At 49.8% G+C, this 22,019-nt stretch carries 18 protein-coding genes; 7 read left to right on the top strand and 11 right to left on the bottom strand.

Annotation, left to right across the window (positions count from 1 at the left end; translation table 11 throughout):
• Nucleotides 1–24: 24 nt before the first annotated feature.
• From AR543_RS20430 to AR543_RS20445, 4 genes are all read left to right on the top strand, one after another.
• Nucleotides 25–885 (top strand): MurR/RpiR family transcriptional regulator, encoded by an 861-nt coding sequence (locus tag AR543_RS20430; RefSeq protein WP_017814146.1) that lies wholly within the window; start codon nt 25–27, stop codon nt 883–885.
• Between the two features lie 3 nt (nt 886–888).
• A complete protein-coding gene (gene nagB / locus AR543_RS20435) occupies nt 889–1,617 on the top strand; it encodes a glucosamine-6-phosphate deaminase (protein ID WP_060536195.1) in 729 nt (242 codons plus the stop codon).
• The gene (gene nagA / locus AR543_RS20440; protein ID WP_082472295.1) at nt 1,617–2,882 is read left to right on the top strand and encodes an N-acetylglucosamine-6-phosphate deacetylase; all 1,266 of its coding nucleotides are present in this window, start codon (nt 1,617–1,619) and stop codon (nt 2,880–2,882) included. The genes nagB and nagA overlap by 1 nt, the downstream gene beginning before the upstream one ends.
• 240 nt (nt 2,883–3,122) lie before the next feature.
• The gene (locus tag AR543_RS20445; RefSeq protein ID WP_060536196.1) at nt 3,123–3,692 is read left to right on the top strand and encodes a DUF2569 family protein; all 570 of its coding nucleotides are present in this window, start codon (nt 3,123–3,125) and stop codon (nt 3,690–3,692) included.
• Between the two features lie 311 nt (nt 3,693–4,003).
• On the opposite strand, the gene AR543_RS20450 is transcribed toward AR543_RS20445, so the two are convergent.
• The 5 genes from AR543_RS20450 to AR543_RS20470 all read right to left on the bottom strand — a co-directional run bounded on the left by AR543_RS20450 (nt 4,004) and on the right by AR543_RS20470 (nt 9,931).
• The gene (locus tag AR543_RS20450) at nt 4,004–5,014 is read right to left on the bottom strand and encodes a DUF4340 domain-containing protein (RefSeq protein WP_060536197.1); all 1,011 of its coding nucleotides are present in this window, start codon (nt 5,012–5,014) and stop codon (nt 4,004–4,006) included.
• 13 nt (nt 5,015–5,027) lie between these two features.
• Entirely contained in the window at nt 5,028–6,437 is a 1,410-nt protein-coding gene (locus AR543_RS20455; RefSeq protein WP_060536198.1) for a GldG family protein, read from the bottom strand.
• Nucleotides 6,438–6,442: 5 nt separating this feature from the next.
• Nucleotides 6,443–7,162, bottom strand: coding sequence for an ABC transporter permease (locus tag AR543_RS20460; RefSeq protein ID WP_060536199.1), 720 nt, complete (start codon nt 7,160–7,162; stop codon nt 6,443–6,445).
• The gene (locus tag AR543_RS20465; protein WP_060536200.1) at nt 7,159–8,304 is read right to left on the bottom strand and encodes an ABC transporter ATP-binding protein; all 1,146 of its coding nucleotides are present in this window, start codon (nt 8,302–8,304) and stop codon (nt 7,159–7,161) included. Before AR543_RS20465 ends, AR543_RS20460 begins: the two co-directional genes overlap by 4 nt.
• A 667-nt stretch (nt 8,305–8,971) precedes the next feature.
• Entirely contained in the window at nt 8,972–9,931 is a 960-nt protein-coding gene (locus tag AR543_RS20470; RefSeq protein WP_227871910.1) for a DMT family transporter, read from the bottom strand.
• Between the two features lie 191 nt (nt 9,932–10,122).
• Here AR543_RS20470 and AR543_RS20475 point away from each other — a divergent pair, with 191 nt between their 5' ends.
• Nucleotides 10,123–11,016 (top strand): LysR family transcriptional regulator, encoded by an 894-nt coding sequence (locus AR543_RS20475; RefSeq protein WP_060536201.1) that lies wholly within the window; start codon nt 10,123–10,125, stop codon nt 11,014–11,016.
• A 287-nt stretch (nt 11,017–11,303) separates the two neighbouring features.
• Here AR543_RS20475 and clpB read toward each other — a convergent pair whose 3' ends face one another.
• The 5 genes from clpB to AR543_RS20500 form a co-directional block, all read right to left on the bottom strand.
• Nucleotides 11,304–13,967 carry an ATP-dependent chaperone ClpB gene (clpB, locus tag AR543_RS20480; RefSeq protein WP_060536202.1) on the bottom strand — a complete coding sequence of 888 codons (2,664 nt, stop codon included), beginning with the start codon at nt 13,965–13,967 and terminating at the stop codon, nt 11,304–11,306.
• Between the two features lie 201 nt (nt 13,968–14,168).
• Nucleotides 14,169–15,158, bottom strand: coding sequence for a DnaJ C-terminal domain-containing protein (locus AR543_RS20485; protein WP_060536203.1), 990 nt, complete (start codon nt 15,156–15,158; stop codon nt 14,169–14,171).
• Nucleotides 15,159–15,368: 210 nt separating this feature from the next.
• A complete protein-coding gene (locus AR543_RS20490; RefSeq protein ID WP_060536204.1) occupies nt 15,369–15,818 on the bottom strand; it encodes an Hsp20/alpha crystallin family protein in 450 nt (149 codons plus the stop codon).
• Between the two features lie 999 nt (nt 15,819–16,817).
• Nucleotides 16,818–17,774, bottom strand: a complete 957-nt coding sequence (locus tag AR543_RS20495) for an acetylxylan esterase (protein ID WP_060536205.1) — start codon at nt 17,772–17,774, stop codon at nt 16,818–16,820.
• A gap of 15 nt (nt 17,775–17,789) precedes the next feature.
• Complete coding sequence (locus tag AR543_RS20500) at nt 17,790–18,005, bottom strand: hypothetical protein (RefSeq protein WP_060536206.1); 216 nt, start codon at nt 18,003–18,005, stop codon at nt 17,790–17,792.
• A gap of 325 nt (nt 18,006–18,330) precedes the next feature.
• Between AR543_RS20500 and AR543_RS20505 the strand changes: the two genes are divergently transcribed.
• On the top strand, nt 18,331–19,554 hold the full coding sequence (locus AR543_RS20505) for a DUF418 domain-containing protein (RefSeq protein WP_082472297.1): 1,224 nt from the start codon (nt 18,331–18,333) through the stop codon (nt 19,552–19,554).
• A 272-nt stretch (nt 19,555–19,826) separates the two neighbouring features.
• On the opposite strand, the gene AR543_RS20510 is transcribed toward AR543_RS20505, so the two are convergent.
• On the bottom strand, nt 19,827–20,270 hold the full coding sequence (locus AR543_RS20510) for a GNAT family N-acetyltransferase (RefSeq protein WP_064505602.1): 444 nt from the start codon (nt 20,268–20,270) through the stop codon (nt 19,827–19,829).
• A 461-nt stretch (nt 20,271–20,731) separates the two neighbouring features.
• Here AR543_RS20510 and AR543_RS20515 point away from each other — a divergent pair, with 461 nt between their 5' ends.
• The gene (locus AR543_RS20515; protein ID WP_060536208.1) at nt 20,732–21,940 is read left to right on the top strand and encodes a cytochrome P450; all 1,209 of its coding nucleotides are present in this window, start codon (nt 20,732–20,734) and stop codon (nt 21,938–21,940) included.
• Nucleotides 21,941–22,019 lie beyond the last annotated feature (79 nt).

Genomic DNA, 22,019 nt, shown 5'->3' on the forward strand with positions numbered 1-22,019 from the left:
TAGATCAGGAAAGGAGGAATCCGTATGTCTCCCATTTTGCATGTGCTGGAGCAAGGACTGGACAAATTGTCTCCACAGGAACGGCGGCTCGCGCATTATATTTTGCAGCAGCCTTCCTCTGTTATCCGGCTGGGCATCACCCAGCTGGCGAATCAGTGCGGCATCAGTCCGGCGACAGTAACACGCTTTTGCAAAACATTCAATTTCGAAGGCTTTCCCGATTTTAAAATGAAGCTGGCCGGTGAACTCGCCCAGCAGTCGGTACCCAGCTCGTATCAGGATATTATCGCCGGCAATCCGCTGGCCGAGATCGTCAAGGCGATTGAATCCAATCATGTTACCTCGATCAACGATACGACACGGCTGCTGAATCTGCCCAAGCTGGAACAGGCAATCGGCTATCTGACCCGGGCGCGGCGAATCGATCTGTACGGCATCGCCACTTCTTCCATTGTGGCGCAGGACTTTTACCAGAAGCTGATCCGGATCGGCAAAAACTGTACCGCCTTTGCGGACTCTCATATGCAGATCACTTCCGCCTCCACCCTGTCTTCCGAAGATGTGGCGCTGGCGATCTCGTATTCCGGCGAGACGCGGGAGACGATCGATGCACTGACCTGCGCCCGCGAGAACGGCGCTACCGTCCTGTCACTCACCCAGTACAGCTCCAACCCACTGGCTGCAATGGCAGATATCTCCCTGTTCGCTTCTTCGCTGGAAAAAGGTGTTCGGCGTGGCGATATGGCTTCCCGGATTGCCCAGCTTCATATTATCGATATTCTGTTTACCGGTATGATTAGTGCCCAGTTTAATGACTCTGTCAACAAGCTGGAGCTGTCTTATAAAAATGTGCGGCGCTACCGCAAAGACTCAGGAGGCTTATGATCCATGGTTAATCTCGTCAAAGTAAGCAAGCAAGAAGATTTCGGTAAAGTTGCAGCATATATCGTATCCAGTCTCGTGCAGACTTCCCCGCGTGCGGTGCTTGGACTCGCTACCGGTGGTACGCCTGTCGACCTGTACAAAGAACTGATCAACATTTTCAATCAGGGCGTCATCAGCTTCTCCAAAGTAAAAACATTCAACCTCGATGAATATGTAGGACTGCCTGCAGATCATCCGGCTTCTTATCGTGCATTCATGAACAAGCATCTATTCGATCATATTGATATCGATATGAATAATACGCATGTACCCAATGGACAGGCCGCTAATCCGGATCAGGAATGCAGCCGCTACGATGCCATGCTGTCCGAATCGGTGATTGACCTGCAGGTACTGGGCATCGGGCATAACGGTCATATTGGATTTAATGAACCGGCAGACCAGCTGATGCCGGGTACCCATGTAGTCGACCTGCTGCCAGAGACGCGCGAAGCGAATGCGCGTTATTTCCAGTCGGTAGATGAAGTACCTGCACAGGCGATCACGATGGGCGTAGGTACCATTATGAAATCACGCCAGATTCTGCTGATGGTACGCGGCGCAGACAAAGCCGAGATTATCCATCGTGCGCTGACCGGTCCGATTACGACGCTGTGCCCAGCTTCCCTGCTGCAGCTGCATCCGAATGTGACGGTGCTGATGGATGGAGAAGCCGGGAGGTTGTTCGGATAATGTCTATGCCTACATCAGGTTCAACATCAGCGACGTACCAGATTGTTAATGGCCGGATCGTTACACCCACGCAGATTATCGATAACGGTGTGGTGCAGGTGGAAAATGGCCTGATCCGTTATGCCGGAACAGCGGCGGAAGCGCCGGCTTTTCCCTCTTCGGTTGATGGAACTGCACAACAGACAGATCATATAGAAAAGGATTCGGGTACTTCCACACCGGATGTGATTACCTACGATGCGGCTGGTGGTCTGGTGATACCGGGATTTATCGATATCCATGTCCATGGCGGAATGGGGCAGGACTTTATGGATTCGAATCCCGAAGTACTGGATACGATCACAAATTTTCATGCCAGTCAGGGAACGACAGCGATTCTCGCTACGACCATGACTGCTCCGCATGACGATATCGACCGGGTACTGGAGCAGGTGCATGCCTATGTGCAGGCTAACCAAATGCCTGGCGCTCAGGTAGAAGGCGTTCATCTGGAAGGACCTTTTATTAGTCCGAAGTGGCCGGGCGCTCAGAATCCCGGACATATCGTATTGCCTAATGTAGAGTGGCTGGAACAGTGGCATGCCGCTTATCCCGGTCTGATCAAGCAGCTCACACTGGCACCCGAACGGGAAGGTGCATTGGAACTGATCCGCTGGCTGCGGGAACATCAGATTACCGCTGCTGCCGGTCATACCGATGCGACGTATGAACAGATTATGGATGCAGTCGATGCCGGTCTGAATCATGCGGTGCATACGTTTAACGCTATGACCCCGCTGCATCATCGCAAACCGGGCGTTGCCGGGGCAGTAATGGGCACACCGGCGATTCACGCCGAGATTATTGCGGATGGTATTCATGTACATCCGGCAGCGGTTGCCTTGCTTGCGCAGCTCAAGCAGAATCATAATCTGATTCTGATCACCGATGCCATGTCGGCAGCCGGTCTGGGCGATGGCGACTATATGCTCGGCGACCAGCCGGTCAAAGTCATCAACGGCGTCGCTACCCTGCCGGAAGACAGCGGCACCCTCGCCGGCAGCCGTCTGACCATGATCGAAGGATTTCGTTTCCTGATCGAGCAGGCTGGATTGTCTGTCCTGCGCGCTTCCGAAGCCGCGAGTGGCAACCCGGCACGCCAGCTGGGAATCTATGATCAGACAGGCAGCCTCGAAGCCGGCAAGCGCGCCGATATCCTGATGCTGGACGAACAAATGAATTTGCAGCATATCTTTATTAAAGGCCGTGAATTCAAAGGTCAGTAACCGCATTTCTTTTCTCAAAACATCAAAAGTATTATATATAAATCAGGCAAGACAAATGCAGGAACCAAAATCGTTAATATCATTATTATAATGATATGCTCCTTGCTATCTACTTATCGCAAGGAGCAATTACATATCTTCCCAATCTTCGAATAGTCTGATATTGTACACTAGAGTTATCATGCTACCAAAAAAGCTTCAACTATCCTCAAAATAAGCCAACGAGAAAGGAATATGTAAATGAGCAACTATCAACCTCCGGGTCCTCCACAGGAGCCGGTGCAACCACCTGTACAGCCCCCTTACCCGCCAATGGGAGGACCTGCTGGCGGAATGAACGGCGGATATTTCGGACCTCCGCCGCTGACTGGAATCGGCGGCTGGCTGGTGCTGTTCCAGATCTGTATGTACTATTATCTGTTCGCTTCCGTGATCGCGTCAGTTGGCGCAATTCTCCTGATCGCGGTATCCTATGCCAAATCCGATGTATATGACCAGTTAACGCAGACGATGCAGGTTCCCGGCGAAACGTATCAAAGTCTGCTGATGTTCACGCTGGTCTATACCGCTATCGCAGCGATCTATCTTATTGTGATCCTGATATGGTTCTACAGACGAAAACATAGCCTACCCAAGCTGGTGCTGGGATTCTGTATACTGGATGCTATTGCTATTCTGGCGACCTACTTTATGTCCCCGTCCCAGCTTAACGCGAGCATTATCAGCACAATTATTCATCTGCTGGTATTGGCAGGTTGGGCAGCATACTTCCTGCGTTCCCGCAGAGTAAAAAATACATTTGTGCGTTAATCGAAAATCCGAAAATAGATATCGATATTAATAGTAACCGGGAAGAAACGGTCTTTAAAATAAGCGATCCCAACATGAACTCTTGGCTGCCGAATATGCCTGTTTTTGAGAATGGATGTTCAGTGGATATCCTGGCAGTACCTATAGGCTTTTGTCATCCGTTCCTTTCTTTTTCTTCATAAAAAAGCTCCGCTTATCCCTGTTTCAGACAGGATAAGCGGAGCTTTTTGCCTATTTCAAAATAGTTTACCTTTACAGACGCTAGATACATCTGGGATATGCACCAATCGGTCTACAGCACATCCGGTGCTTTATGAAGAGGTGTTGCTTTTAGCTGCATCCCTTTTTGCAGACTGGGCAGCTGTAGTCAGATTATCCATAGACACTCTGTATGCCCATTGATTCTGCGGATCGGTGAGCCAGATGTAACCTTTGTTTTTGGGGTTCTGCCAACCTTCATAGTGCTGGGTTGTCGCTTTGCCATCGGTGGTCAGGGAGACGCGGAGTGTCAGCACTTTGTCGTACGACTTTACCTGGGCTGCCGGTACAGGCAGCTGATCGGTCGGCATATTTTTGACGGCGTCTGTAATACCTGTACCCTGATCACCTGCAATCGACTTGCCGTTCAGCGTCCATGTATCCTGTGCCGGATCTGCGATATTGGGCGTATGGTCCAGTGTCCAGCTTGCTTCCGGCTGGGTGCTGTTCCATTTTAGCTGTGTCAACTGATTATCATCCCAACCGATTGGCGTTGTATCGATAAATTGAAACGCATCGGCCTGCAGATCCGTTACCGTCTGCTGGGACAGCTGGATAACAGAGCTGCCATTCAGTTGTGCATAATAATACCCTTTGGTCGGCAGCTCGCTACCGATAGCGAGAGTCAGCTTGTCTCCACCGCTGCCCTGCACGGCAAAAACAGGAGTATTCCCATGAATGCCATATTTGGACGTGTCTGCTGGCTGCTCTTCGACCGTACCATGTATCGTTGCCGATTGGAGAGCCTTCAGCCAGTCCTGTATCGTATACGGATTGACCGGATAGGCTGCCGGTGCCGTCATGCTCCAGGTCTGTCCTTTTTTATATAGCTGTACCGAGGACGGATCGGCTGATGAAGCTGATGTATTCGTCGCAGCAGCAGCATTGCCGGCAGAGACTGGCTGAATATCGATACGATCAATATCCGATACATTCATCGTTAGCAATCGGGGATCTGCCGCCGGAGTATCTTCTTTTTGGAAAAAGTTCTGGGAATACGCGTACCCTGCAGCAGCTGCCAGAATCAGCAACAGGACGATAGAAGGCATCAATTTGCGAATCATTCGTTTCCCTCCTTTATCCTCTGCGGCGTCTCCACCAGAGGAACACACCAATCGCCACCAACAACAGCGGCAGGACGATCACAGTTACTGTAAAGATCGTTCGTGCCTGCGACATGGTGAGGTATACCTCTTTATACTTTTCCTCCACTTGCGGGCGAATCGTAACCTGACTTTCGTTGCCGACCAGATTATTCACACTGTTCAGCACAAAGTCCAGATTCCCCTGCTGGCTGATCGATTGATCCATCATAAAGGTAGAACCGCCGAGAATAACCGCTTTGGGCTCGCCTTTGGCACTGCTGACCGCATAACCAAGATCAAATGGGCCGGACAGATCATTGCTGCTGCGCTCGGTGCGGGATTCCAGCAGTCCAGACAGATCGGTCTCGCCATAGCTGTTGGATGATGAAGTGAGCAGCGGCGTGACGGTCCAGCCTGCCTTGCCCTCCTGCTTGAGCGCAATCGACAGGGACATGATCGTATACAGATCGCTGGCTGCCAGCTTGTTCGTTATCTCATGATTACCATATTCCGGTACAATCGTCAGCGGATCATACAGGGATGTATCTTTGGGTTCCACGGCTACTGCATGAGTATCGGTAATGCCGTAGGTACTCATCAGCGAATCCAGATTGGTCCAGCTGGTTTTGGCCTTTTCGTTAAAGCCGAGCGACAGGAACAGCTTGCCTCCACCATCCAGATACTGACGGATCACCTTGGTCTCTGCATCGCTCAGGTCTGTCTGCGGTGCGACAATCATCAGCACACTTGCATCTTTGGGTACAGCCCCCTGCTGCGCCAGTGACAGCTCGGAGACAGTAATATTCTCACTGCCAAGTTCACCGGCCAGTACACTGAGCGTGCTCGTATTGAATTCATTATGTCCATTGAGCAGATAGGCTTTGTACGTTTTGGACGATGTCAATGCCAGCAGCCCGGAAGTAAGCTTCTGCTCGCCGCTGAATGTATACGAAGCACCAGCCGCTTCCTGCTCGGTCGATCCATCGGCTGTACCAAAGTCAAACATACTTTCTACCGGGATCAGCTTGGTTTGCTCACCGTGCTTGAATACTACGGCGCTGCCGGTTACTCCATACTGGCGGGCCAGCTCCGGATTTTGCAGCAGTCCGTATTCCTTCACTTCGAGCTTGCTGTTTATTTTGTGATATTCATTTAATAGATCGGTAACCTGGCGCGTATATACCTGCGCATCACCAGGATTGGTAAATACCATGGCTTCCACCGGGTCTTTGATATTGTGCAGCGTGGTCATCGTCTGATCGGACAGCGTATTCTGCCGATCCTTGGTCAGATCCACCTGGAACGTACCCAGTGAATTCAGGAATAGGGTCAGTACGATAAAAATACCAATAGCCGCAACTGAAATAACAATAGCATTGGTGCGATATATCCAGTTTCTCATTTTCATTACCTCCACCGCTTCCGCTCAACAACCTGAATGCTGAGGATAAGGAATAGGGCTGCCAGGGTGATATAGTACAGAATATCCGGTCCATGCAGCACTCCTTTGACCAGATTCACAATCCGGCCGGATAGGGAAAATGGAGCCAGCCACTGCTGCAGCCCGGAAGACGGTGCCCCTGACAGGAACGAATCCATCAGCCACAGTACGAGCAACAGTACAAATCCGATCACTGCGGATACCATCTGGTGCTGGGACAGACAGGAGGCAAACAATCCCACCGCCATCATTGCTGCGCCCATCAGAAATACTCCCAGTACCGATAACCACAATAACGGCATATTCATCGGTCCGAAAAAGGACATTACCAATGGATAGATCAGATTGCACAGTACGAGCACAATGAGCAGTCCCAGTGAAGCGAGATACTTGCCGAGCACAATCTCGGTCGCGGTGACCGGCGAGGTCAGCAGCAGTTCATCGGTTCCCTGTCGCAGCTCTTCGGACATCAGCCGCATCGTCAGCAGCGGAATTACCACGAGCAGCATAAACAGCGTATCGCCCAGAATCAGCCGGTAATCCACAATACTGGGCTGGTATACTACAAAGCTGACATAAAACATAATACTGGATAACAATACATAGACTGCTATCGCAAAATAGGAGGTAGGACTGAAAAAGTACGACTGCAGCTCCTTGGAGCAAATCGCCCACATTCGTCTCATCTGGTGTTATCCTCCTTTTGATGCAGGGTAGACGATTTTTTATCTTCTGCCTTTTGTTTATTGTCAGTATCCGCTGGAGTCGTGGACTGCGCTGATACCGATTCTGCAGCAGTAGGGTCATCAATTGTATCTGGCTGGGTTACAACCGCCGAATGGGCTGCATCTACAGGCTGGACTGGATCTGTAACTCCAGCCGGATCGTTATCCGTGGTCAGTTTGACGAATACATCCTCCAGACTGAGACGTTCTTTGCGTAGCTCCAGAATCGGAATACGCGCATCTGCCAGCAATAAGGATAACCGCTCGCGGAAATCCGTATCATCCGCTCCCTGCAAACGCAGCTGAATCGACTGGATCTGCTGCATTTCCTCACTGCTGCTCAGGTATTCTGCAGTTACACCCTGCCAGTTATCCAGCAGCCGGTGCAGCTTGTCCGGGCGGGTCTTTACTTCCAGCAGAACCTGGAATTTCTCGTTCAGCGATTGATCCAGCTGATGGGCATTGCCATCCATTACGATCCGGCCGTCATTAATAATAAGCACCCGATTGCAGAGAGTACTCACTTCCGGCAAAATATGCGTGCTAAGTAGTACCGTATGCTGTTCGCCCAGCTCACGGATTAGCTGCCGTATCTCCAGAATCTGGTTCGGGTCGAGACCTGATGTCGGCTCATCGAGGATTAGCAGATCCGGCTGGTGAATAATCGCCTGGGCGAGTCCAAGACGCTGCTTGTATCCTTTAGACAGGGAACGTATAATCTGCCGCTCTCTTCCCTGCAGACCGAGCCGGTCGATCATCTCACTAATACGCAGCTTCTGCTGTCTGACCGGTACATCCCGCAGATCAGCGACAAAGCGCAAATAAGAGTTCACCGTCATATCCGGATAGAGAGGCGGTGTCTCCGGTAAATAACCAATTTTGGTTCTGGCCTTGCGGGACGGTTCATGCATCGGCAGACCATCGATCCAGATCTGTCCGGATGTAGGCTTCAAATACCCGGTAATCATCCGCATCGTCGTTGTTTTCCCGGCACCATTGGGTCCGAGGAATCCGACAATCTCCCCGCGCTGCATTTCAAAATCGATCCCGTCCACACTGCGCCGCTGATCAAAATACTTGCTGACTTGTTGGACCTGAAGCATCCTATCATTCCCTCCTACGTGATCATACACAGAGCGATCCGCTGATCGCTCCATCATCGTACTGCATATGCCTATCTATGCAAAATCCTTCTTACTATAAAGGATAAAGTATAAATTCAGCTTAAAAAAGCATAAATGACAGCTTAAAAAGCAGCCGATGCTTTTTAAATCCATAACGGAACCCTTTGCCTTCTATCCCTGTTGGCTTCCTTTTTCTACGGGGCGCTTATCAGGATGATCCTTTTATGATCTAAGCAGAAGTCAGTTTGAACACTACTTTTCTACCATGATAAGGAATCGTTAACAGGGTTCCGTTTAATTTATACTTGTTGATCGATAGAATCTTGTCGCTCTGCTCATCATATACAGTAACTTGGGTCGTATATGGAACTTATCATCAGGAAACACTCCTTGTTTATGGTCTGACTCTTATTCAAATTCCATAGGTGGATATGGGATAGACGATTTGTATCATGTATAGATTAATACATTGACTATTATATAAGGATACACTACAAACTATAAAAAGAGCTGATCTTGCATATATGCAAAATCAGCTCTTTGGGTATAAAGATAGAATCATCGATTTTCTGTTTGTACTATGTTGCAGCGTATAACTCCTAATAACATCGTCTGGATATGATTTGCGTTCCTATGCAGACTTGGATCAGGAACGGTTATCACAAGCCTGCTTAACCGGTACGACAATGGTTCGTTTGCGATTCACGAGACCGATTCCGACCGCGATCATGACCAGTCCAATCAGCAGCGGCAGGGTTACCGATTCTCCCAATAAAATCACGCTGAAAATATTCGCTATCACCGGAATCGCAAATGTATACGAGCCTACTGTACTGGCTTCGCCGCTGTCCATTAATTTAAAATAAACCAGCCAGCCGGCAGCGATCACAAATACGGAGATAAACAGCAGAATCCCAATAAACGAAGGCGTCCAGTGAATATCGCCCCAGCTCTCGGTTCCCGAACCAATCGCACTCAGCACCACTCCGCCGATCAGCAGTTGTACAGTGACTGTCCAGAGCGAGTCCAGCTGGGCACTTTTCTTTTTCATATAAATCGTACCGATCGCCCAGCATAGTGCAGAGGCTACAGCCAGTCCTATCCCCAGCGGCGACAGATTGCCTTCCAGTCCTCCGGAGCTGATCACAGCCACACCGGCAAATCCGAACAACAGCCCGACCACTTTGAGCACAGACATGCTCTCTCCCAGCCACAGCCAGGCAAACAAACTCAGCAGCACCGGCTGCAGAAATACAATCGTAGAGAACAATCCTGCCGGCAGATAACCGATGCCTACAGTCTGCAGTCCATAATAACCAATAATATTAAAGATCGCCAGCACCGTATACACCGGCCAGTTCCGCTTCCACTGCAGCTTCTCCCGGTGACGCATAGCGATAAACAGCAGCAGTGCTCCTCCGATCAACGTACGCAGTCCCGAAAATAATACCGGCGGTACGTCCGGTAATGCCAGCTTGGTCAGCGGCCAGTTGATTCCCCATACCATGACCAGAAATAACAGCAGCAGCAATGTTTTGCGCGGTGTTATCCCTCCCGATTTACCTGTCTTATAGGCACCGACCAATATACTGCTGCCGGATACCATCATTTTGTGCAGTGGCTGCGCATGTCCTGAATCGGACGAGTGACTGCCTGTTCCACCACCTGATGAGTATTCATTCATCTCCGTTCTCCCCTATCCATATGTTAAAATTCATATATTTATATTTTTAGCTTATAACGTTTGGTATGATAAATAAAATGAATCTTTCGAATAAAGGAGATAACTTTATTGTTATGACAATTACGCAGATAATGGTTTTTGTTCGTGTTGCCGAGACGCTTAACTTTACACAAGCCGCCCAGGAATTGCATATGACACAGCCCGCAGTCAGCCATGCGATTGCCAGTATCGAGAATGAACTGGATGTGCAGCTGCTGCTCCGGGATCGCAAAAAAGGAGTTCTACTCACAGAAGTCGGTCAGCGGGTGCTGCTGGAATTCCGCTCGATTCTGCAAAGTATGCAAAAAGTACAGCAGCAGGTTGCTGCCGAAAAAGGGCTGGATATCGGCACGATCACGATTGGCGCTTTTCCTTCGGCATCCGCCTATTTCCTGCCCCCAATCATTCATCAGATCCGTCAGAATTATCCCAATCTGGTCTTCGATCTGCAGGAAGGTTCAACCAATGAAGTGAGGGAATGGGTACACAGCCGCCAGATCGAAGCCGGGCTGATTCTGCTGCCCGATCCGCTGGTCGATACTATCCCACTCTATTCTGACCAGATGATTGTGCTGCTGCCGGATGGCCATCCACTGCATGCCCAGGAGACAATTTCGATTCGTCATCTGGATGGTCAGGATATGATCCTGTGCAAAGGCGGGCATGAAGTTGCTATCATGGAAGCTTTTCAGCGTGAGAAAAGCCATTTGCGCATCAATTTCACTACTCATAATATCAGTACGCTGGTCAATATGGTCCGGCAGGGACTCGGCATCGGTATCGTATCCGAGCTGGCTCTGTCGATGTTCCCGCATGAATTAACAGTCAGAGAAGTATCTCCCCAGATCACGCGCCAGATAGGTATTGCTGTACCTTCGTTGGGTAATGCCTCTCTGGCCGTGCAGCTGTTTGTACGAACCGCCAAAGAGCTGTTCACCGCAGAGATGGCAGATCAGCAGATTCTATAATGCGGGATGGAACTGCAGATCGATGCTGAGATGGATTTGGACATGTTTCTGTCATATGACAATGCAGATGATCTGTACGGAAAAGGTTTCCGCAGTATGGTATTACAGAGGCGGCAGATATAAAATCCAGCTAGTGAAAATGAGAATATGAGAATATGAAAATGAAAAAGGACTGCCTTTACTGGCAGTCCTTTTTATCATGTTTATTTATAAGATGAGTTCTAGATCAGCTGGCATCGTATTATCTATAAAATCGCCAACGTCCAATTGCTTTGATGATACGCAAATCAGAATGCCTGCGCTTCATGAGCAGCCAGCGGCTTTTCGAGAGCAGTCGCTGCAGCTGCCTCACCAATAACTACAGTCAGTTCTCCATGATCCGCGTCTACCTGCACGACCGAACCTGGAGCCGCTTCACCTGCAATCAGTGCACGGGCGACCCTGGTCTCCAGAGCACGCTGGATAAAACGTTTCAGCGGGCGGGCGCCATAGGCCGGATCGTATCCTTCATCTGCGATTAGCTGTGCAGCTGCATCCGTGAGTTCCAGTCCGATCTGCCGATCCGCCAGACGGGTACGCAGATGATCTGCCAGCTTGAACACGATCTGGCGAATTTCTGTACGGCGGAGCGGTTTGAATATCACAATATCATCTACCCGATTCAGGAACTCCGGACGGAAATGCAGATTCAATTCTCGCATTACGGTAGAACGCACCGCTTCGCTGATCTGTCCTTCTTGCTCCATTCCGTTTAGCAAATGAACCGAGCCGATATTGGAGGTCATAATAACGATCGTATTTTTAAAATCGACCATCCGGCCCTGCGAATCAGTGAGACGTCCATCATCCAGCAGCTGAAGGAGTAGGTTAAATACATCCGGATGAGCCTTTTCTACTTCATCCAGCAAAATGACCGAATAGGGCTGGCGGCGTACCGCTTCGGTCAGCTGACCACCCTCCTCGTAGCCCACATATCCCGGTGGAGCGCCGACCAGACGGGACACGCTGTGCTTTTCCATATACTCGGACATATCAATGCGGATCATATTCTCTTCCCGGTCAAACAGGGACGAGGCAATCGCCTTGGCCAGCTCGGTCTTGCCGACACCGGTCGGACCGAGGAACAGGAAGGAACCAATCGGACGATTGGGGTCCTTGATTCCTGCCCGTGAACGGATCACGGCATCTGCGACCAGCTGCACCGCTTCATCCTGACCTACCACACGTTCATGCAGCACTTCTTCCAGACGGAGCAGCTTTTCACGTTCACCTTCGACCAGACGGCTGACCGGTACGCCGGTCCAGCGGGAGACGATATCGGCAATTTCTTCGTCGGTTACTGCTTCCCGCAGCAGACGTCCTTCCTGATCCTGATGAGCTGCTTCTTCCGCAGCTTTCAGTTCGCGTTCCAGTCCCGGAATAATGCCATAGCTCAGTTCGGCAGACTTGTTGAGATCATATTCTTCCTGGGCCTGCTCCAGATCGAGACGCGCCTGCTCCAGCTGCTTTTTGAGTGTATTTACATGCTCGATGACTTCTTTTTCCTGCTCCCAGCGGGTTCGCATCTCCAGCTGCTTTTCCTTGAGATCAGCCAGTTCGCGTTGCAGGATACCCAGACGATTTTGGCTCAGCTCGTCGGTTTCCCTTTTGAGTGCGGCTTCTTCAATCTCCATTTTCATGATCCGGCGGGTAACTTCGTCCAGTTCGCTTGGCATGGAGTCAATCTCGGTACGGATCATGGCGCAGGCTTCGTCGATCAGATCAATCGCCTTGTCCGGCAAAAAACGATCCGAGATATAACGGTCGGACAGCACTCCGGCAGCGACAATAGCGTTATCGTGAATCTTCACCCCGTGATGCACTTCAAAACGTTCCTTGAGCCCGCGCAGAATCGCAATCGTATCTTCCACATTCGGCTCGCTCACCAGTACCTGCTGGAAACGGCGCTCCAAAGCCGGATCTTTCTCGATATAATTGCGGTATTCATCCAATGTGGTCGCTCCGATACAGTGCAGTTCTCCCCGTGCCAGCATCGGCTTGAGCATATTGCCTGCGTCCATCGAACCTTCTGTTTTGCCGGCGCCGACGATCGTGTGCAGCTCATCGATAAACAGGATAATCTGTCCATTGCTCTGTCTGACCTCGCGCAGTACAGCCTGCAGACGTTCTTCGAATTCACCGCGATACTTGGCACCGGCGACCAGTGCGCTCATATCGAGCGAGAAGATTATTTTATCCTTGAGCCCTTCCGGCACATCCTTGCGTACGATCCGATGGGCGAGTCCTTCGACGATCGCTGTTTTGCCGACACCCGGTTCGCCGATCAGCACCGGATTGTTTTTGGTTTTGCGGGATAAAATACGGATGACCCGGCGAATCTCGTCATCCCGTCCGATCACGGGATCGACTTTGCCGGAGCGCACTTCCGCGACCAGATCGCGGCCGTACTTTTCCAGTACTTCATAGGTGGCTTCCGGGTCCTGACTGGTCACCCGCTGATGACCGCGAATCTCGGACAATACGGCCAGTACAGCTTGCCGATTCAGTCCGTGACGGTGCAACAGATCGCGTACTTCCCGGTTGCCGGGATCATTAACGGAAATAAGGGCGAGTACCGCATGCTCGACAGCGACGAATTCATCCTTCATCTCCGCCGCTTCCTGCTCGGCCTGATTCAGTACCTGCAGCAGTCCTGCCGATGCGTAACGGCTGACAGCTGCCGAACCGCTGACACTGGATCTGCGACGCAGCAGTTCATCATTTTGCTGGCTGATCACAGCTACCGGCAGATTCATTTTGTGCAACAGGCGCGGCAGCAGACCTTCCTGCTGCTCCAGCAGTGCCTTGAGCAGATGCACAGGTGCAATCTCCTGATGCCCCATCGATGTCGCAAGCGACTGGGCCGTAGCGACAGCCTCCTGTAATTTATGTGTTAATCGATTGTAATCCAAAACGTTTCCCTCCTGATTAATCTATATTTGGCTATAATAAATTTCCTACTATCTATCTTCCTACATACGATGTATCTCCAGATAAATCCCGCACACAGAACGTCCATTTCAGCTCTACAATAGTATCCTGTCAACTTCAAGCAGAGCCGGACATGGACTGTACCGACCCTACTGCTGTATATAACTATAAAGTAAAGAGAGCTATGATTTGCGTCGTCTCATCTGCGCTTGATAACGGCTTGACGAAGCCAGCTGGCGATACAGCTCACGTTCCTGCTCGCCGAGATCGGATGGGACTATAATCTCCACATCCAGCAGCACATCACCATAGCTGCCGTCATCTCGCTGCAGACCACGACCGAGAATACGAAGAATCCGCCCGGATTGAATACCGGAGGGTACTTTGACCCGGACTCTGGACTGGTCGGGCAGCAGTACATGGGCATCCGTACCGAGCACCACTTCCCATGGAGCCACTTCCAGCACACCCTGCAGATTGCTGCCATCGAGTGCATAGACCGAATGAGGGAGAATCCGCAGAGTGATCAGCAGCTCCTCGTCGGCATCGATGCCATTGCTGCCGGTGCCGCGAATACGGATCGTGCTGCCCTGCGGGATACGCTCCGGGATCTTGATCTGTATGCGCTTGTCTCCCAGACGGATCGGCACATGGTCGCCGCGATAAGCCTGTTCCAGCGTAATATCCAGCTTGGCACGGGTCGTCCGCAGGGGAATACCGCCATTCCCGTTATTATTGCTGAAACTGGCATTACCGGCTGTATTAGAGAAAAAATCATAATCTTTCATCCGATCGCCAAAAAACATATCAAAAAAGTCTTCATCCAATCCGCCGCCTGTACGATATTCGTAGCTGGTACTGCCAGCTGTTTTACGGTCTTCTGCTCGGGATGTATGACCGGATTTGGCACTCGTACTGCCTGTATTGCCCGTATTGGACTGATAAGCCTGGCGCGCTGATTCATATTTGAGCTGATCATCATATTTTTGCCGCCGGTTCTCATCTCCGAGCACTTCATAGGCTTCGGCAATTTCCTTGAACCGGGCTTCCGCCTCGGGTGCTTTGTTAACGTCCGGATGCCACTTTTTGGCCAGCCGCTGATACGACTTTCGGATATCCTGTTTGGAGGCACCAGGTTCCACTTCCAGCTTTTGATAATAATCCCGGGGCATGGATTCTCCCTCCTTTCTCTATAAATATAGAAAAGGTGCATTATAGCGGTCAGGGACTACAATGCACCTTTAGGATCGGCAAAGGTTGTACATTATCTATTTTTGGTACGTCGATCGGTTAACATATCATTGTTATTCTACCTATTTTTAATCCAATTTACCAGTAGGTTAAACAGTGTCTATCCGGTTTGTCCAGGCGATGCACAGATATTATTCACCCGACTGAATCTCGATCCGGCGACCTTCCGGACGCTGGCGTTTTGGAATATCCAGCTTCAGCAGGCCATCCTTGAGCGAAGCCTGAATATGATCCGCATCAATATCTTCCACATAAAAGCGTCTTACATATTCGCCATGACGGCGTTCTTTGCGTACAACCTGACCTTTGCTTTCATCCTCGGCAGTGCTTTCTTCGTGATGCACTGCTTTGATGGTCAGATAAGGAGCCGCATAGTCGATATCGATATTTTCCTTGGTAAAACCAGGCAGCTCAGCTTCGACCAGATAAGCATTTTCAGTCTCGCGAATATCGGTTTTGAACGACAGGGTCGACGATTTGAGTGGTGCAAAAAAGTCATCATTAAACACATCATTGAAGGACTTCATCAGTTGACCCCAGGACTCTTCGTGACGTTTACCAAAAGGAACCAAATCAAACATAAAGCATCCTCCTCCGTGATTATTCATTTAAATTGTAATGTTGATAAGTCTTCACTGTTCGTGTGAAGAAGTAGATCAGCGAACAGGTCTTTTGACCTTCACTGACCTTACGACTTTATTATAGCTTGAGCTACGCCAATCTTCAAAACGGATTAGCATTGATTTGAGGTGATTATTGCCGTTTAGCGTCGTTTAGGTAAAATTATTTTTTGTTTTCTGCTGTTTTGACCTTTTTTGATCTTTTTTGTTCTTTATTGTCGCTTTGTTTTGATTGTTATTTTGCTAGGTATGGCTCAATAGGTTGACTAGAGCTGGCATGGTAGCAGTTAGATACCTCTGGGCTGGATGTGACTAAGATGGATGGGCAGCAACCACTCCGCAAAGAAATAAGGGCACGTCCTCGGGTGGAGCCCAGGAATCTACGGAATAGGAGAGAATGTAGATTCCCAGGCTCCAAAGTCGTCCTTTGCCCTTATTTTCTTTGCTCCGTTCTGTGATGGTTGCTTCATTTTTTTAGCCATACGTATGATCTACTTCTTTGCTGTCAAAGGTTATTCTGAGTTGAGTTGGACTGGACTGGACTGGACTGGACTGGACTGGACTGGACTGGACTTCGCTATTATGAACCGGGCTACGTTATTTTGCACAATACTATTCTGTAGCTTATTGTCAGCAGTTCAAGTGCCAGCGGAACTCCATGCACAGAGCGGAGCAAAGAGAATTCTGCCAACGACCGACATTTAAGAATGGAGATCGACCGCTGCAAGCGGTTGTTCAGGATCTTCATTCTTAACCGGAGGGAGTGGCAGAATCTCTTTGCTCCGCGGCTACCTTCGAGAGACACCACTATCCTCCAGCTCCATTGCACAATCAGCTAACCCCAGCAAGCTACCACATCAGATCCATAGTACATATCCAATTTCAATAAAAAAAGCAGTATGCTGAGCGCATACCGCTTGTAGAGAAATCTGTTCTATGTTCCATCGTAATAGCACAAGCTCAGCCAAAATGCTGCTGGATAAATTCCATCGTACGGCGGTTGTGATGCGGGCTGACGTAATGGCCGTCGAACGGGTACACTGCGATGTCCTTTTCCGAATGAATCCGGTTATAGGCAGCGAAAATCGTTTCCGGCAGACAGACGACATCCTTTAGTCCACAGGAGACGAGAATCGGGATCTTGATCCGGTCGGCCAGATTAATCATGTCAAAATAGCTCAGCGTCTTCAGTACCTGATTGAAATGTTCGGGATAGCGGCTGATGAACTGGGCAGCTTCCTTGAGCGAACTCTCCGAATTGAGAATACCAAAGTCCATATGGCACATATTCGGAATATTCGCTACCGCTATTGCAGGAATCTCACTCAGTGCCGAGGTGATCAGCACGAGTCCGCCGCCCTGGCTGCCTCCGTAGGTAGCAATCCGGCTCGCGTCTACGCCCGGCTGGGCAGCTGCCCATTCGATCGCTTTGAGTGCATCCACCGTAATCGCACGATAGTAGAAGGTATTCTTGTCCAATATGCCCTGCGACATCCAGCCGGAGCTCATACCGAACTCGGATGGCATACGGCTGCCGGTCTCGCCGCCCTGTCCACGTACATCCATCGCGAATACGGCGTAGCCCATGGACACCCACTGGGTATAATCTTCCGGATAGCCTTTGCTGCCCGCATAACCGTGGAAAATAACGATACAGGGCAAAGCTTTCTCGTCTGCATCTGCCGGACGAATATACCAGCCGGACAGCGGCGTATCATCAAAGCCTTCGTAGGTGACCCGGTAGGAGCGTACAGCCTTCATCGGGGTCGGACATTCTTCCATAGAAGCGGAAAGCGGTTTGGCACGGAACTGCTGCAGCGTCTGCTCCCAGAATTCATCCAGATCTACAGGCGAAGTCAGCATAGGCGCATATTGCTCCAATTCGCGGACTCTTCTGGCGATAGCGTGACTAATCATAGGACATAGACTCCTTTATTTATTAAGATTAACAATCCAGCCGGTGATCATACGGAAGCAAAAACTGAAAATAGCTGCCGGAATAATGGCAGTGACCAGCGTAATCACTACACTCAGCACACCAACCGAATCAGGGTTGTTCCGAAACTCCAGAATCACCAGCAGGATCGCCATAATAACGTACCATGCAATAAAATCAGACTTTCTAAAATTGGATTTGATCCAGTTCATTCTCATACCCTCTTCACATGTAATAAGCCTGCATCATTCCGGCATGCCGTACAGAAGGGCCCAATACGTAAATGCTATCAATAAAAGCACTTGATTACAACCTGTTCCGCGATTTATCCATGCTTCTTTTACCGGATCAAAATCTTGAAAACATCCATAATATGCAACATCTGGCAGAACGCCGCGTATATGTACTTTAACCCTTCTCATTATCCGTCTCTACTATGAAAGGAAAGTCGCCGATCAAGAGCAAGCCGCAGCAGAACCTTTGATCATCAGGCGACCAAGCTGCAGAGTTACCCCACTATAGAATACAAGGAGGACGATGATGTACATACCCCCTCGAAGATTGAAAATGATCGATGCCATGCGCGGATTTTCGCTGCTCGGTATTATTCTCGCCAATATGCTGATTTTTCAGTATGGTTCCTGGGGAGCATTCGATCTCAAAGAGCCTGGTTTCTCCACGACAGATCATGTAGTAAACGGACTACTGGAAGTGCTTGTGGTCGGCAGCTTTATGCCGATATTTGCTTTCCTGTTCGGCTTTGGCATTATCAAGATGAAGGAAAGTCTGGAAAGCAGGCAGCTCTCCCCTTATCCTTACTTGAGCCGCCGTTTCCTGCTGCTAATGGTGATCGGCATGCTGCATGGATTTTTTATCTGGGAAGGCGATATTCTTACCTACTATGGACTATATGGATTTGTACTGCTTCTATTTATCCGCTGTCAGCCGCGGACACTGATGATATGGACAAGCATCGGATTCGGCATGATGCTGCTGTTTGGCGGACTGGGTCTGCTGGTGCCTGTTGATACGGCAATCACTGCAGCAGAGCGCAGTTATCATCTGGAGACACTGCATGTGTATAGCACAGGCAGCTACACCGATATTCTCGTACAGCGCAATATGACGATGCCCGGTATCGAGTTCCCGCTCGTTTTTATCCTGATTTTTCTACTGATGGGTATGACGTCCATGCTGTATATTCCATTATTCTGGCTGGGAATGTATATGGCCAAAACAAGAATGTTCGATGATCCACAGAGCAAGTCTGCTTTTTACCTCAAGGGTATGCTGATCTTCCTGCCGATTGGTCTGATTAGCAAATTGATGATGTTCATCATGCCGGCGCTGGACTGGGAGACCTTCTCGTTGCTGTTCGGCGGCCCGATCCTGTCGATTGGTTATATTTTTGCTTTTGCATGGTTATATCTCAAATGGCAGTCAGCCAAGTGGATGAACGGATTTGTCGCGGTCGGCAAGCTGTCGCTGACCAACTATTTGCTGCAAAGCGTGATTTGCACGACTATTTATTACGGATATGGGTTGGGGTTGTTCGGACAGCTTGGAGTTGCATGGGGCACGCTGATAGCGGTGCTCGTTTATGCCCTGCAGTTCGTATTTAGTCCCCTATATTTGCGCAAATATAGCTATGGGCCGGTGGAGAAACTGCTGCGGATGTGGACGAACTGGTCGCGCAGCGGAAAGCTGCCGACTCATCCGCATTCGCCGAATCCTGTACAGCCAGCTGCACGCCACATGTAATACAGGTCTGTTCACAGCAGATTCTCAGCAGCAGCTCCTTGCTGCAAACCGGTTGCCTTTTCCAATCTGCAGCTGCGAACATCGCTGCTGCTGTCTGGATGGAGCGGTAGGACTAGCCAAAGCATCTGATTCAGGAAAAGAATAGTACAAGCCCTATACGAAAAGGAAGCTCCCCAGGGGGCTTCCTTTTTGACATTGCGTATTTGCATCCATTATTTTTGTGTTTACTGCTTCCCATAGAGTAGACCGTTATCCAAGCTGTACTATTTCATCTACACAATCCGCTTTACAAAGCCGGTAGATGTTCCTTCATAACCCAAGTGACGGTAAAAATCGTGTGCTCCTGTCCGTTCTTCGCGATTGCTGCTGTTCAGAGCAAGCGCCCGGGCGCCTACACTGCCAGCCCAGCCTTCTGCTGCCAAAATCAGCGCTTTGCCGATTCCGCCGCCACGATGCTGTTCACGAACGACCAGTGAACCGATCCGTACATGTACTCCATCACGTTCAAAGCGAAGCTCTCGGATCAATCCGATCATGCCAATCACTTCACCATCGGCTTCTGCTACATAGCACTGATAATCCGGATGCTCCTGCAAAGCCAGAAACCGTGTATTCATATCTTCCTCGGATACCGGATACCCCAACTCGTCCATCAGCACTGCCAGTGCCGCTATATCTTCTTGATGCGCTTCCCGAATAACCAATGTCTGTTCCATCGTCTGCCTCCCTGTTCTCCATTTCTTCCGGCTGTGCCGGTCTTCTACCAATCAGGTATGTATGCTGTCCTGCTCTTCTGTATATCCTGCTGCTTATCCTAGTATATCCAATCTTTTGGCTGCTTTTCTATCGACACAAAATGATGATTTTGTCAGATTACCAAGCCTGTTTCCCATGTGATTTCCTCCTGCAAACAGCAAACAGCAAACAGCAAACAGCAAGCAAGTATCTGTTTTCTTTCCCCATTTCGCAAGCTGGTTAATCAGCAGGTTGGGTCTCTTCATGATGCTACTTTGCTGCTTAGGCTATGAAAATAAGGAAATCCGGTTATACAAGTCATCAAAAAGGGGAAACAAAAGCAACAGCAAAAATTACAAAATTTGTATGTGACTATAGGATGTTATATAATTGGAGCAACGCCCTTTATGTAAATAATTATATATTTAATAAGGAGGAACTTATGAAAAAGATCAGTAACAAGTACGCCAACTATATCCCTATGCGTGAATTAAATACGGTGGAACATCAATTGTTCCCGTTTGATGTGTATAACGAACTGCTGGAGCAGTCTCCTGTCCGCTACGATGAGAATCGCAGCTGCTGGGATGTGTTCCGGTATGAAGATGTGCAGTATGTACTGAAAAATCCCAAGTTATTCTCCTCGCGGCGCAATCGTGCCAACCGCGAGAGTATGCTAACTCAGGACCCGCCCAAACACAAGCAGCTGCGTGATCTGGTTAATCAGGCATTTACCCCGCGCAAGATTGAGGAACTGGCACCGCATATTCAGAATATTGCAGATGACTTGCTCGCCCCTCATCTCCAGCAGGGACAGCTTCAACTGGTGTATGATCTGGCGACTCCGCTGCCGGTTATTGTGATTGCCGAGCTGCTGGGTGTTCCGTCATCCGACCGTGACCGGTTCAAGGAATGGTCCGATATCCTGGTCAAAGGTGCCCGCAATGACAGTGATGAAGCTTTTCAGGAACTGATGGAAGAGAAAGACCGTACCAATGCAGAGCTCGGAGCCTATTTTGGCCGTATTATCCAGGAGCGTCGCCAGAGCGCGCAGGACGATCTGATTTCCCTGCTGATTGCCGCCGATATCGAAGGCGAGCATCTGACCGAAGATGAGATTATTAGCTTCTGTATCCTGCTGCTGGCTGCCGGTAATGAGACCACGACCAATCTGATCACCAATGCGGTACGTATTCTGGCCGAACAGCCGGAGCTGCAGCAGCAACTTCGCGAACATCCGGAGATGATACCGACCGCTGTCGAGGAGACACTGCGCTATTATCCGCCGATCGTTGCGATCGGACGTGTCGCCAAAGAAGATATCGAACTGCGCGGCCAGCAGATTCGTGAAGGCGAGCAGGTTATTTCCTGGGTAGGAGCTGCCAATCGGGACGAACAGAAATTTGCCAATTCCGATACCTTTATCCCTGATCGCAAGCCGAATCAGCATATGGGCTTTGGCTTTGGTATTCACTTCTGTCTCGGTGCACCGCTGGCACGGCTCGAAGGCCGGGTCGTTCTGAACACGCTGCTGCGTCATATGGACCGGATTGCACTGGTAGAAGGCACACAGCTGGAGCCGATCCAGAGTGCCTTTGTATTTGGAGTCAAAGAATACCCGATCACTTTCCAGCCGATCCAGCCGGATTAATCATCGTTTCGAGGCTGCATCATTATATGGAAAAAACTAGAGCAGTACAGCACGCAGCAAATGCCTGGTATAAGTATAG

The sequence above is a fragment of the Paenibacillus bovis genome (genome assembly GCF_001421015.2).
GTDB lineage: Bacteria > Bacillota > Bacilli > Paenibacillales > Paenibacillaceae > Saccharibacillus > Saccharibacillus bovis.